This is a genomic window from Pseudoclavibacter sp. JSM 162008, from assembly GCF_041366455.1.
In the GTDB taxonomy this organism is placed as follows: domain Bacteria; phylum Actinomycetota; class Actinomycetes; order Actinomycetales; family Microbacteriaceae; genus Pseudoclavibacter.
Map to the genome: position 1 here is coordinate 121274 of NZ_JBEWYX010000009.1, position 12999 is coordinate 134272.

The following is a 12999-nucleotide window of genomic DNA, read 5'->3' on the forward strand; positions in this document are numbered from 1 at the left end:
GTGCGCCGCCGAAGCCTCGGCGCGAGCCGCGTTTAGGCTGGGGCATATGGCAACGGTTCTCGAATTCAACGACGCTACGGTCGTTCGCAACGGTCGTCCGATCCTCGACCACGTCACCTGGAGTGTCGACGAGACGGAGCGATGGGCGGTGCTCGGCCCCAACGGAGCCGGCAAGTCCACGCTGCTCTCGCTCGCATCCGCGACGCAGCACCCGACAACAGGCGAGGTCGACGTGCTCGGCGAACGCCTCGGGCGGACCAACGTGTTCGAGCTGCGCCCACGGATCGGCGTCGCCTCGAGCGCGATGGCACGCCGGATCCCGGGGGACGAGAGCGTCATCAACGTGGCGCTCACCGCCTCCTACGCCGTGACAGGCCGTTGGAACGAGGCCTACGAGGAGATCGACGAGCGCCGCGCACAGCGCGTCCTCGAGGAATGGAACCTCGGGGACTTCGCCGAGCGCGACTTCGGCACGCTGAGTGACGGCGAGCAGAAGCGCACGCTCATCGCGCGGGCCATCATGACCGACCCCGAGCTGCTGCTGCTCGACGAGCCGAGCGCCTCCCTCGACCTCGGGGCTCGTGAGAACCTCCTCGCGGCGCTCTCGAGCTTCGCGCAGAGCCCGTACGCCCCCGCCATCGTCATGGTCACGCACCACGTCGAGGAGATCCCCGTCGGCATCACCCACGTGCTCCTGCTGCGCGAGGGCAAGCTCGTCGCCGCCGGCCCGATCGCCGAGGTGCTCACCAGCGCGAACCTCGAGACCACCTTCGGTCTTCCCCTGCACGTCACGAACGCGGGCGGCCGCTACGCGGCCCGCGCGTCGCACTGACACTCACGCATCCCCATCTGCTAAGGTTGATCCTTGGCTCAGGACCCGTGGTCCGATTCTGCTCACCAAACTCGTTGAAGGAACCCTTATGAAGGCTGACGTCCACCCCACCTACAACACGGTGGTGTTCAACGACCTCGCATCGGGGGAGAAGTTCCTCACCCGTTCCACGGTCTCGAGCGCCAAGACGATCGAATGGGAAGACGGCAACACGTACCCAGTCATCGACGTCGAGATCTCCAGCGCCTCGCACCCGTTCTACACGGGCAAGCAGCGCATCATGGACTCCGCCGGTCGTGTCGAGAAGTTCAAGAACCGCTACGCCAAGTTCGGCGGCGGCAGCAAGTAGTCTCGTCTGCATCGCAGGCGAGCTCACTGCTCACGCGAGAAGGGCGGCACCGTTTCGGTGCCGCCCTTCTGCGTATCCCCGAGACCGGGGCGAAGCGCGCCCTCGCCCTGTCACAGCGAGCGAGACGCCGGAAACTGATCGTCAGGAAGCCGTGCGGACCGGCCACGCTCCGTCTGCGGTGAAGTCCGGATCGCGGTTGGCTCGCATGTAGGCCTCGAAGTCCCTGGCCTGATCCGCCGCCCACGTGACCTGCCTCATGTGGAGCTCAGGCAGGGGGAGGTCGAGTTCAGCCGGGTACTTGGCGGCGAGGGCAAGGGCGAGCTGCCCAGCGGCGACGGCGTCGTCGCCTGCCGAGTGCGCGTCGATGAGCTCGACCCCGTAGAAGATCGACGTGTCCGTGAGGGTGCGCTTGCCCTTCCGGTAGCGGTCGAGCGCACGATCGATGACGAGGGGGTCGACCACCTGCTCCGAGAAGACGACCGGCTCGATACCGTGGCGCGCGCACTCCCGAGCGAAGAGCGTGAGGTCATACGGCGCGTTGTAGATGACAAGCGGCACCCGATGACGTGCGATCCAGTCGAGGGCGGCCCGCAGCTCCGTGACGACCTCAACAGCAGGCCGCCCCTCCGCCTGCGCGATCTCCGTCGTGATGCCGTGCACCGCCGCGGCTCGCTCCGGGATAGGGACCCCGGGGTCCGCGAGCCAGTCAGTGCCGCGTTCCACCGTGCCCTCCCCGTCGATGAGCCCCACGAACGCGGTGACGATCCGGTCGTTCTCGACGTCGATACCCGTCGTCTCGAGATCGAACACCGCGACCCGCTTCGTCCACTCGGTCATAGCTTCCTCATCCCGCCTCGAGATCCTGGGGCGAGAACAGTGTCCCCGCCGAGCGCGAACGCGCCTGAGCACGGCCTCCCGCCCTGCTCGGTACACTCTTGCACGATGCCTTCCTCCGCTCCTGCAGCCACTCCCGGGTCCCCGTCGCTTGCCCACTCCGCTCGTATCCTGGGCTCAGCGTGCGCCTGGTGGGAGGTGGGCCCCGCCGCCGCAGACGCCACGGCAACGATCGTCCTGGTGCATGGCTTCCGCGGCACCCACCACGGCCTGCTGCCGGTCGTGAATCGTCTTCCAAACGTGCGCTTCATCGCCCCCGACCTCCCGGGTTTCGGTGAGTCGGAACCGCTGGAACACGGGCACACGCTGGACGACTACTCGGCGTGGCTCGAGGCGTTCCTCGAGCAGGTCGATCCGGACGGCGATGCGATCGTGCTCGGGCACTCGTTCGGCTCGCTCGTGATCTCCAGGAGGTCGTCGGCGATCGGAGATCGACCGCTCGTGCTCATCAACCCGATCGCGTCACCGGCTCTGGAAGGGCCGCAGGCGATCCTCACCCGACTCGCGATCTTCTACTACTGGCTCGGCTCGCGCCTTCCCGCTTCGGCAGGTCGGCTGCTGCTCTCGCACCCGCTCATCACGCGCATCATGAGCGAGGTCATGGCGAAGACGAAATCCAAGCCGCTCAGGGCCTGGATCCACGCGGAGCATGAGCGCCACTTCTCCGATTTCTCGGACCGCGAGACGCTCCTCGCGGCATTCCGTGCCTCAGTCTCGGATTCGGTGCTCGCGCACGCGGCTGAGCTTCCGGCATCCACCGTGCTCATCGCCGGTGCCCTCGACGACATCGCTCCGCTCGAGGCGCAGCTCGAACTCGCCCGACTCGCCGACGTGCCACTGCACGTCATCGCGGGCACTGGGCACCTGGTGCACTACGAGACGCCCATCGCCGCCGCGCGCCTGCTCGCCGACGTCATCGCCGACGCACACCCCGGCACGCCAGCGGAGCAAGCACGGTGAGACTGCTCTTCGACTGCCGCTACGTGCGCATCGATCGTCATGACGGCATCTCGAGGTACTCTGCAGAACTCGTGCGGGCCCTCTCCGAGCTCCACCCCGTGACCATGCTGATCTCGGACGAGCGGCAGCTGCCCATGCTGCCCGACCTGCCGCACGAGGTCATCAGTGCGCCGACGTCGCCGGCGGAGCCGTTCGTGGCCCGGGAGGTCAATCGGTTGCGCCCCGACGTGGTCGTGAGCCCGATGCAGACGATGGGGTCCCTGGGTCGGCGCTACGGGCTGATCCTGACCATCCACGACCTCATCTACTACGAGCACCCGAAGCCGCCGCAGTTCCTTCCCTGGTACGTCCGTGTGCTGTGGCGCGTCTACCACCTGTCATTCTGGCCGCAGCGCCTCCTGCTGCGAGGAGCGGACCAGGTGGCGGTCGTCTCGGCGACCACACGCGAACTGCTCCGAGCCAAGCGGCTGACCCGGCGCCCGATCCCGCTCGTGCCCAACGCGCCGGATCCCGCCTTCACGGCCACGCCGAGGTCGGCGCCGCCGAGCGAGCCCAATCTCGTCTACATGGGCTCGTTCATGCCGTACAAGAACGTCGAGACGCTCGCCCGCGCCATGCGAGACCTGCCAGGGTGGCGCCTCCACCTGTGCTCGAAAGTGGATGAGCGGACCCTGGCCGCGCTCGAGGCGCAGGCCCCGGCGGACTCGATCGTCGCCCACCAGGGCGTGAGCGACGGGGAGTACCGCACGCTGCTCGGGCGCGCGACGGCGCTCGTGACCGCGTCGAAGAGCGAGGGCTTCGGCCTGCCGCTCGTCGAGGCGATGTCTGCAGGCACCCCCATCCTGGTGAGCGACACCCCGATCTTCCGCGAGGTCGGGGGGACGGCCGCCGGATACTTCCCGGCGGACGACGCTGGCCTCCTCGCGACCATGGCCAAGCGCCTGCAGGCCGATCCAGCGGCGTGGCGCTCCGCCTCGGCAGCAGGCGTCGCCCGCGCGGCCGACTACGCGTGGGAACGGTCCGCGGCGACGCTGCTCGACGCCTGCCGACAGGTGGCGCAGCGACGGCCGAGCTGAGGCCGCCGACCTCGCCCTAGGAGTCGGAGGTGAGTCTCCCCGCGAGGTCCACGAGCGACTCGGACGTGCCACCTTCGACGTACACGGAAGCCAGGTGGCCGATCGCGGCGTCACCGCGGTTGAACAAGACGACCGGCTTCTTCGCCGCGACGGCGCGGTGCACGAGCCGCCGCCCCGTGTTGACGACCAGCGACGTCCCCGCGACGAGCAGCGCATCGGCCTCATCAACGAGTTCACGCGCGCGCTCGGCAACCGACGGGCGCACGACGTCACCGAACATGACGACGTCGGGTTGCAGGATGCCACCGCAAACCGGGCAGGAAGGAAGTTCGTCGATCTCGGCCCCGCTCGCCTCGGCGTCGCCGTCAGGGCGGCTGCGGGCGTCCGCTGCGAGTTCGGCGATGCGGGGGGAGGAGTCCAAGATGTCGGCGAGCAGGGCAGCTCTCGAGATCTCGTGGCCGCAGCTCGTGCAGCTTGCCGTGCGCATGCTGCCGTGCAGCTCGACGACGTTGCGGCTCCCCGCCCGCATGTGCAATCCGTCCACGTTCTGGGTGGCGACACCCGCGGCGGCTCCGTGGCGTTCGAGCTCGGCGAGCGCGAGGTGCCCGGCATTGGGTTCCGCGCCGGAGAAGCGGGCAGCGCCCAAGGCGGCTCCCGCCCAGTAGCGTCGGCGGGTCGCCTCGTCCGACATGAACTGCTGGATCGTCATGGGCGAGATGCGCGGGGCCTTGCCGTCACCGCGGTAGTCCGGGATGCCGGAGTCGGTCGACAGCCCCGCCCCCGTCAGCACCGCGAAGGTGCGATCCGACAGCAGGTCGGCGGCGCGGGCGAGGCCCTCTGCTCGAGTCCGATCGGCCCTGGCCCCGTTCGCTTCTGACAGGATTGCCTCCATGCGTCTGACCCCTCTCCAGTCGACCGATTGGCCACGTGCGACCCCATCCGTCCGCTCACTCGAACAGTCTGGACTCGACGACTATTCCCGGCTGACCGATGTGGCCCTGCGTCGGCGCCTCGAGCCCGAGGGTGGCCTGTACATCGCCGAGTCGCCGAAGGTCATCGAGCGCGCCCTGCGCGCCGGTCACACACCGCGCTCGCTCCTCCTCATGGAGCAGTGGTTGCCGACCGTGGAACCGCTGCTCGAGTCGTTCCCCGAGGTCCCCGTGTACGTCGGGTCGAGCGAGCAGCTCGAGCAGCTGACCGGGTTCCGCATGCACCGGGGCGCGCTCGCTTCCATGCACCGGCCATCCTTGCGCGATCCGGCGGAGCTCCTGGCCGACGCGAAGACGGTCGTCGTGCTCGAGGACCTCGTCGACCACACCAACGTCGGTGCTGTCTTCCGGGCGGCGGCGGGCCTCGGTGCCGACGCAGTCCTGGTGACCCAGGAGTGCGCTGACCCGCTCTACCGCAGGAGCGTTCGAGTCAGCATGGGGACCGTCTTCCAGGTGCCGTGGACCAGGCTGCCAGCCTGGCCGGACGCGGCGACGCTCTTCGCCGACGCCGGTTTCGATGTCGCCGCCCTGGCCCTCGATGACGACGCGGTATCGCTCCGCGACTACGCCGCCAGCAGACCGGAGCGCACCGCGATCCTGCTCGGCACGGAGGGGGATGGGCTCAGCCGCGGCGCCCTCAGCGCCGCGACGACGACGGTCACGATTCCCATGCTCCACGGCGTGGACTCGCTGAACGTGGCCGCGGCAAGCGCGGTCGCGCTCTACGCGCTCACGGGATAGGCGGCGCGGCATCCGTTCCGAAGGAGAAGGGTTCCGCGAATGGGCGCTTGGCGATCACATTGTCTCCGGACGATTCATTCCGGAGACGACGCAGTACCCAGGGCACGAGGTGCTGCCTCGCCCACACCATGTCCTGCGCCCTCGCTTCGCGCCACCTGGCCGGCCGTGCGGGGGCCGGCTGCATGGCGACGAGATCGTTCTCGACGTTGAGGGCCGCGAGCACCATGCGCGCCACCTCGTGGTGACCGTAGGAGTTGAGGTGCAGTCGGTCGCTGACCCACATGCTCGGCCGTTGGATCGAGCGCAGCGCCCACTGGTCCGCGACGATGCAGTCGTGGTATTCCGCGATGCCGCGCACGTGCTCGTTGTAGATGGCGATCTTGCCGCGCATGGACGAGAAGACGGGCGCGAACTTCGTGTCCACGCCGGTGAAGACCACGACGGTCGCTCCGGACGCCCGCAGCGAGCCGACGAGCCGTGAGAAGCGAGCCGCGATGGCGTCCGGGTCGGCGCCAGGGCGGATGATGTCGTTGCCGCCCGCGGAGACGGTCACGAGGTCGGGCTTCAGCTCGAGGGCCGGCCCGAGCTGCTCCTCGACGATCTGGTCGAGGAGTCGCCCGCGGATAGCCAGGTTGGCGTAGGCGAAGTCGGTGCGATGCGCGGCGAGCTCCTCGGCCACGCGGTCGGCCCAGCCGCGGAGCCCGCCAGGCGCGGTCGGCTCGGGATCGCCGACCCCCTCGGTGAAGGAATCGCCGATCGCGACGTAGCGGCTCCAGGGAATGAGTTCGCGTTCTGACATCTCGCTGCTGCTCTCCTCGATCGGATCTGAAGACCAAGCCCTCGCCGGCTGAGACTTCTTGCTGGTGGTCGAAGCCCTGGCGAGTACCGTGGTCAGCATGCCAGCTTCAGACCCGAGATCCATTTTGGCCGATGAGCTGCTCGAGGTGCTCAACCAGCGCGCGAGCCGCTACGACGCAGAGAACTCGTTCCCTACCGACGACCTCGATGCGCTGCGCGAAGAGGGCTACCTGCGGCTGTTGGTTCCCCGAGATTTCGGGGGCACCGGTGCCACGCTCGAGCAGGCGGTGAGGTGCCAGGCGCGCCTTGCGGCCGCGGCACCTGCGACGGCCCTCGCCGTCAACATGCACCACGTCGTGGCGGGCATCGCCCGCGCGCGACACGAGTCTGACGACGATGGCCTCGACTGGATGCTGCGCGAGATCGTTGCGGGGGAGACGTACGCGCTCGCGATCTCCGAGATCGGCAACGACGCCGTGCTCTACGACTCGAATGTCCGAGCCGAGCCGGAGCAGGGCGGCGGCTACCGACTGCACGGGATGAAGATCTTCACCTCGCTCTCGCCCGTCTGGACCAGGCTCGTCACCTTCGGCCGCGACGACACGGGTGCGGAGCCCGCCCTCGTGCACGGGGTGCTGCGGCGGGATGACGACGGCGTGCGCATCCACGACGACTGGGACACGCTCGGAATGCGGGCCACGCAGAGCTGCTCGACGTCGCTGGATGGTGCTCTGATCCCAGCCGATCGGGTCATCGCCCGTCTCCCCGTCGGACCGAACGGCGAGCCGCACATCTTCGCGGTCCACTCGAACTTCCTTCTCCTGGTCGCTGCCTGCTACGTCGGCATCGGGGACCGTGCCCTCGAGCTGGCCGTCGACGCCGCGAACCACCGGACGAGCTCGACCCAGGGAGGGATGCGGCTCGCCGACGACGTGCAGGTTCGAGAGGAAATCGCCAGAATGAGCATTCGACAGCTCGCAGCGCGTACCCTCGTTGAGTCCATCGCACGCGATGTCGACGAGGGGGCGCCGCACGGCGACGCCTGGTTCGCGCGCTTGACGATGGCGAAGTACGAGGCGGTCGCAGCCGCGGCCGCCACGACGCACGATGCGCTCGGGATTGTCGGAGGCAGCGGCTACCGTTCCGGACATGAGCTCGCGCGACTGCTGCGGGACGTGCTCGCGGGCGGGCTGCACCCGTCCAATGAGCGCGCCGTGCGCCGGCTCCACGCCGGCCACCGCCTCGGACCCATTCAAGACCCACCAACCAGCCGCTGACGGACGAAGACCGACGGGCTGCCCCTGCCAATGAGTGAAAGGAACTCGACGCAGCTATGACCGAACGCGAGGCCGTCCAGGAAACGCACTCCTCAAGCCACGACGGCACCCGCTACGGTCACCAGGTCGGCACGTTCGCCGCCGAGCACCTCTCGCCTTCCTTCCCGCAGCGAGCACCCTGGGGAACGGCGGGCAGGCTCCGAGCCTGGCAGGCCGAGGCCCTCGACGTGTACTTCGAGAGCGAGCCAAGAGACTTCCTGGCCTCAGCGACGCCGGGCGCTGGGAAGACGACGTTCGCCCTCCGACTCGCGACGGAGCTCCTCCAGCGCCGCTCGGTGGACCGCATCACGATCGTCGCCCCGACCGACCACCTCAAGACGCAGTGGGCAGAAGCCGCGGCTCGGGTCGGCATACGCATCGACCCCCGCTACGGCAACAACCAGGGCATCCATTCGCGGCAGTTCCACGGAGTGGCCGTCACGTACGCGCAGGTCGCCATGAAGCCGAGCGTGCACAGCCACCTGACGGCCTCGGGTCGCACGCTCGTGATCCTCGACGAGGTGCACCACGGTGGAGACGCGTTGAGCTGGGGTGATGCGATCCGCGAGGCGTTCGGCCACGCCGATCGTCGCCTCTCGCTCACGGGAACCCCGTTCCGCTCCGACTCCGCGCCCATCCCCTTCGTCACCTACGCGCCCAACGAGGACGGCATCCGCACCTCGCTCACGGACTACTCGTACGGCTACGGGCGAGCGCTCGAAGACGGCGTCGTCCGCCCCGTGCTCTTCATGTCCTACGCCGGCAACGTGCGCTGGCGCGACACGCAGGGCGAGGAGATGTCGGCCGGTCTCGCGGAGGACAACACGAAGGACATCGTCTCTCAGGCGTGGCGCACCGCCCTCGACCACGAGGGGCAGTGGATCCCGCAGGTCCTGCAGGCCGCAGACCAGCGCCTCAGCGAGGTGCGCCAGGAGGTGCCGGACGCCGGCGGCCTCGTCATCGCCACCGACCACGCTGCCGCCAAGGGCTACGCGGCGATCCTGAAGACCATCACCGGCACGAAGCCCGCGCTCATCCTGTCCGACGACAAGGGCGCCTCTGACCGCATCACCGAGTTCTCGGCGAGCGATGAACGGTGGATGGTCGCCGTGCGCATGGTGTCTGAGGGCGTCGACGTGCCGCGCCTCGCGGTGGGCGTCTACGCGACCAACGCGTCGACGCCGATGTTCTTCGCGCAGGCCATCGGCCGTTTCGTGCGCGCCCGCAAGAAGGGCGAGACGGCCACGGTGTTCGTTCCGAGCGTGCCGCAGCTCACCAAGCTGGCGCACGCCCTCGAGATGGAGCGCAATCACGCGCTCGATCGGCTCGCGGACGCCGACGATTCCAGGGCCCCGGAAGAGGACATGATGGCGGCCGCCGAGCGGCCGGACAAGACCAGCGATGAACTGGGCAAGTTCACCTTCGAGGCGATCTCCAGCGAGGCGCTCTTCGACAAGGTGCTGTACGACGGGGGCGACTTCGGCTATGCGGCCGAGGTCGGCAGCGAGGAGGAGCTCGAGTTCCTCGGTCTGCCTGGCATCCTGGACGCCGACCAGGTGCGCTCCGTGCTGTCGCAGCGCCAAGCGAAGCAGGGCCGCATCCAGGAGTCGCGCGTGAAGGCCGGGCCACCGGCCCCGGCGCCACCGCAGGCCCTGCACCGGACCCTGAAGGAGCAGCGGACGCTGCTCAACAGTCTGGTCTCCGTCTACGCGAAGCAGTCGGGGGAGCCCCACGGCATCGTGCACGCGGAGCTGCGTCGCAGCTGCGGAGGGCCAGCGGTCGGCCAGGCCACCGTGTCGCAGATCCAGGCACGCATCGACGTCCTACGGCGACGAATGCGCGCCTGAGACGCGGATGGACGCCTGAGACGCGGATGGACGCCCACGTCGGTGGGCGTCCATCAACGAACGCAGAGCGGGAAGCGCTACGCGGAGTGTCCACCCCGGTGCACGCGTCCGCGGATCTTCACCACCAGGAACCAGATGATGGCGCCAGCGACGAGGGCGTAGACGAGGTACTTGAGCGCGTCAGCGTAGATGAGGATCTGCTCCCACGCGTCGCCGAGCAGGTAGCCGGCCATGACGAAGATGGTGTTCCAGATCGCGGAGCCGGCGAGCGTGAGCAACCCGAATTGCAGGGCGGGCATGCGCTCGATGCCAGCCGGTATCGAGATGAGGCTGCGGAAGATGGGCAGGAAGCGGCCGAAGAACACGGCCTTCTTGCCGTGCTTCTTGAACCAGTTCGTGGTCTTGACCACGTCGGCGGCGTCGACGAGTGGGATCTTGCGGGCGAGCCACACCATGCGGTTGTGGCCCAGCCAGCGGCCCAGCCAGTACAGCGCGTAGGCGCCGACGACCGAGCCGATGGTCGTCCAGATGATCGCCTCGACCACCGAGAACTTGCCCTGGTGCGCCGCGAGGCCGGCGAGGGGGAGGATGATCTCGGACGGGATGGGCGGGAACAGGTTCTCGAGTGCGACGGCGAGGCCGGCTCCCGGGGCCCCGATCGTCCCCATGATGTCGATCGCCCAGTCGGAGATCACGCCGAAGAATCCGCCTGAGGCTTCTTCGACGGCGCCGCCGCCTGAGCTGGCGGCGTGCAGGAGGGCGGTTGCGAGGCCGGGCATGGTTCGAGGAGGTCCTTCTCGGTCTGGGAGCGTCGAGGCAGTTGACGCGCGAAGCGCTCGTCGGTGTCCTGCATCCCCAAACTACCGGAAGGGGCCCTCCAGGCCTGTCAGCTGTGTGGTGCGCCGAGCTCGTGCCAGATGCGGTTCCGGTACACGACCCCGCCGCCTGCTCGTTCGGAACCCGCTCGGCCGTCGCGCGCTTCGATGACGTCGAGCACGACCAGCACCGCCCCATCGACGTCGAGGGTGCTGCGGATGGTGCCTCGCGCCCACCGCTGGACGACACTGTAGTGCGGCTCACCGCTCGGCAGGTAGCTCCAGCTGTCGAGGTCCGCGAAGCGGTCGACGCCGCTCGTGGCGGCCACCTGAGCGACCGCCAGGGACTCCTCGTCGATGAAGTGCACGAGGATGCTGGGCGACGAGAGGATGCCCGGCGTCGCCGACGACGCCGTGGAGAGCGAGAAGGCCACGAGCGCTGGGGAGGCGTTCACGGAGGTGAGCGACGTGATCGTCATCGCGACCGGACCGTCTTCGCTCTGCGCCGTGAGGACCGCGACGCCCGACGGATGCTGGCGGAAGAGCGACCGGAAGCTCTCGGAGAGTTCTGTCTGGTCGATCTGCGCGTGGTTCACGAGCGATGTCGTTTCAGCTGACACGGGTGCACTCCTGGGATGACGGGGGATGGGCCAACACCGAGCGTCACGCGACGTGCGCTTCCTCGCAAGCGAAGGTTGCCGAGTGTTTCGCTCCGCGGCATCTCACTACGCGCGGAGTCAGGGAGTCGGACCACGGTGTCGTCACGGAGAAACACGAAAGGCCCGGGAGAGAACTCCCGGGCCTTTCAACCTGTGCGCGAGGGGGGACTTGAACCCCCACGCCCTAATACGGGCACTAGCACCTCAAGCTAGCGCGTCTGCCATTTCCGCCACCCGCGCAGGTTGTGCTGTTGAGCACGAGGAGAAACATTACCAGGATTCCGACGAAACGCGAATCGAGGCGAGAATGCGTGCATCCCGGGCGCGTCGCGCCGGACTTCCGGGCCTCGCACAGCGGTAGCGTTGGGGGCATGGCTGACTCCCTCGAACTCGACCCCACCGTCACGACGACCCAGGACCTCATCCGTCTCGACACCACCAACTACGGCGAGGGTCGCTCGAAGGGCGAGACCGAGGCGGCCCAGTACCTGGAGGCGCGGCTCACGGCGCTCGGGCTCGACGTGACCACGATCGAGGCAGCCCCGGGACGCCCGAGCATCTTCACGCGGGTCCCCGGCCGCAACGCGGCGAAGCCGGCCCTGGTCGTGCATGGGCACACCGACGTCGTGCCCGCCGAGGCGGGCAACTGGAGCGTCGACCCGTTCGCGGGGGTCATCAAGGACGGTCTCCTGTGGGGGCGCGGGGCCGTCGACATGAAGAACATGGACGCCATGATCCTGACCGCGGTCGAGGAGATCCTCGGCGCGGGGGAGCTCCCCGAGCGCGAGCTCGTGCTGGCCTTCTTCGCCGATGAGGAGAACGGCGGCCAGTTCGGCTCCGAGCCCATCGCGCGAGACCACCCTGAGCTCTTCGCGGGGGCGACACAGGCGGTCTCCGAGGTCGGCGGCTACTCGATCACGGTCGGCGGCAAGCGCGCCTACCTGCTGCAGACGGGGGAGAAGGCGCTGCTCTGGCTGCGCCTCCACGCGAAGGGACGGGCCGCACACGGCTCGCGTGTCATCCCCGCCGAGGAGAACGCGGTGACACGCCTCGCCCAGGCCATCGCGAAGCTCGGCTCGCACGAGTGGCCGGTGCTGCTCAACGACACGACCACGTCCATGATCACCGAGCTCGCGCGCCTCCTGGACGTCGACCCGCAGGAGACCACGCCGGGTGCGATCGTCCTGGCGACGGGCAGCGCGTCCGGCTTCCTGACAGCCAGCCTCCGGTCGACGACGAACCCCACGATGCTGAGCGCGGGCTACAAGCACAACGTGATCCCGGAGTCGGCGAGCGTCGCCATCGACGCGCGCCCGTTCCCCGGCGCCGAGGACGAGCTGCTCGCGGAGATCCAGGCGATCGTCGGCGACGACATCGAGATCGAGACCGTGTTCCGCGGCATCGGCACCCAGGCCCCCGTCTCCGGCCCCATCGTCGACGCGGCGACAGCGGCCCTGCAGCGCCACGACCCAGAGGCGGTCGTGGTCCCGTACTTCCTGTCGGGCGGCACTGACAACAAGGCCCTCGCGACGCTCGGCATCGAAGGCTACGGCTTCGCGCCGCTACGACTGCCGGAGGGCATCGACTTCCCCGCGATGTTCCACGGCGTCGACGAGCGTGTCCCACTCGAATCGCTGGTCTTCGGCCGCAAGGTGCTCGGCGACTTCCTGCGCAGCTACTGACGGCACCGGGGGCCGAGCCGAGGTCGCGACACCCACCACCG

13 protein-coding genes and 1 tRNA gene are annotated in these 12999 nt (G+C 68.8%); 8 read left to right on the forward strand and 6 right to left on the reverse strand.

Annotated features, from left to right (window positions below; all coding sequences use genetic code 11):
- Positions 1 to 46: 46 nt before the first annotated feature.
- Positions 47 to 832 (forward strand): ABC transporter ATP-binding protein, encoded by a 786-nt coding sequence (locus ABVF28_RS09605; protein ID WP_371030313.1) that lies wholly within the window; start codon positions 47 to 49, stop codon positions 830 to 832.
- An 88-nt stretch (positions 833 to 920) separates the two neighbouring features.
- Entirely contained in the window at positions 921 to 1181 is a 261-nt protein-coding gene (locus ABVF28_RS09610) for a type B 50S ribosomal protein L31 (RefSeq protein WP_068481959.1), read from the forward strand.
- A 141-nt stretch (positions 1182 to 1322) separates the two neighbouring features.
- Here ABVF28_RS09610 and ABVF28_RS09615 read toward each other — a convergent pair whose 3' ends face one another.
- Positions 1323 to 2018 (reverse strand): exonuclease domain-containing protein, encoded by a 696-nt coding sequence (locus ABVF28_RS09615; RefSeq protein ID WP_371030314.1) that lies wholly within the window; start codon positions 2016 to 2018, stop codon positions 1323 to 1325.
- Between the two features lie 105 nt (positions 2019 to 2123).
- Here ABVF28_RS09615 and ABVF28_RS09620 point away from each other — a divergent pair, with 105 nt between their 5' ends.
- Complete coding sequence (locus tag ABVF28_RS09620; protein WP_371030315.1) at positions 2124 to 3035, forward strand: alpha/beta fold hydrolase; 912 nt, start codon at positions 2124 to 2126, stop codon at positions 3033 to 3035.
- Positions 3032 to 4111 (forward strand): glycosyltransferase family 4 protein, encoded by a 1080-nt coding sequence (locus ABVF28_RS09625; protein WP_371030316.1) that lies wholly within the window; start codon positions 3032 to 3034, stop codon positions 4109 to 4111. Before ABVF28_RS09620 ends, ABVF28_RS09625 begins: the two co-directional genes overlap by 4 nt.
- A 16-nt stretch (positions 4112 to 4127) precedes the next feature.
- Here the strand turns inward: ABVF28_RS09625 and ABVF28_RS09630 are convergent, their stop codons facing one another.
- On the reverse strand, positions 4128 to 5003 hold the full coding sequence (locus tag ABVF28_RS09630) for a Sir2 family NAD-dependent protein deacetylase (RefSeq protein ID WP_371030317.1): 876 nt from the start codon (positions 5001 to 5003) through the stop codon (positions 4128 to 4130).
- Here ABVF28_RS09630 and ABVF28_RS09635 point away from each other — a divergent pair.
- Entirely contained in the window at positions 5002 to 5841 is an 840-nt protein-coding gene (locus tag ABVF28_RS09635) for an RNA methyltransferase (RefSeq protein ID WP_211890495.1), read from the forward strand. The two genes, ABVF28_RS09630 and ABVF28_RS09635, sit on opposite strands and share 2 nt — an antisense overlap.
- Here ABVF28_RS09635 and ABVF28_RS09640 read toward each other — a convergent pair.
- Positions 5831 to 6640, reverse strand: coding sequence for an SGNH/GDSL hydrolase family protein (locus ABVF28_RS09640; RefSeq protein WP_104311892.1), 810 nt, complete (start codon positions 6638 to 6640; stop codon positions 5831 to 5833). The genes ABVF28_RS09635 and ABVF28_RS09640 overlap by 11 nt on opposite strands.
- A gap of 97 nt (positions 6641 to 6737) precedes the next feature.
- Between ABVF28_RS09640 and ABVF28_RS09645 the strand changes: the two genes are divergently transcribed.
- Entirely contained in the window at positions 6738 to 7916 is a 1179-nt protein-coding gene (locus tag ABVF28_RS09645; protein ID WP_104312571.1) for an acyl-CoA dehydrogenase family protein, read from the forward strand.
- Positions 7917 to 7972: 56 nt separating this feature from the next.
- Entirely contained in the window at positions 7973 to 9802 is a 1830-nt protein-coding gene (locus ABVF28_RS09650) for a DEAD/DEAH box helicase (protein WP_104311891.1), read from the forward strand.
- 77 nt (positions 9803 to 9879) lie between these two features.
- Here ABVF28_RS09650 and ABVF28_RS09655 read toward each other — a convergent pair whose 3' ends face one another.
- The 3 genes from ABVF28_RS09655 to ABVF28_RS09665 form a co-directional block, all read right to left on the reverse strand.
- Positions 9880 to 10581 carry a DedA family protein gene (locus ABVF28_RS09655; RefSeq protein WP_179556779.1) on the reverse strand — a complete coding sequence of 234 codons (702 nt, stop codon included), beginning with the start codon at positions 10579 to 10581 and terminating at the stop codon, positions 9880 to 9882.
- A 107-nt stretch (positions 10582 to 10688) separates the two neighbouring features.
- The gene (locus ABVF28_RS09660; RefSeq protein WP_371030318.1) at positions 10689 to 11237 is read right to left on the reverse strand and encodes a flavin reductase family protein; all 549 of its coding nucleotides are present in this window, start codon (positions 11235 to 11237) and stop codon (positions 10689 to 10691) included.
- 193 nt (positions 11238 to 11430) lie between these two features.
- Positions 11431 to 11516, reverse strand: a tRNA-Leu gene (locus ABVF28_RS09665).
- Between the two features lie 131 nt (positions 11517 to 11647).
- Between ABVF28_RS09665 and ABVF28_RS09670 the strand changes: the two genes are divergently transcribed.
- A complete protein-coding gene (locus ABVF28_RS09670) occupies positions 11648 to 12958 on the forward strand; it encodes a M20/M25/M40 family metallo-hydrolase (protein ID WP_211890497.1) in 1311 nt (436 codons plus the stop codon).
- Positions 12959 to 12999: the final 41 nt, after the last annotated feature.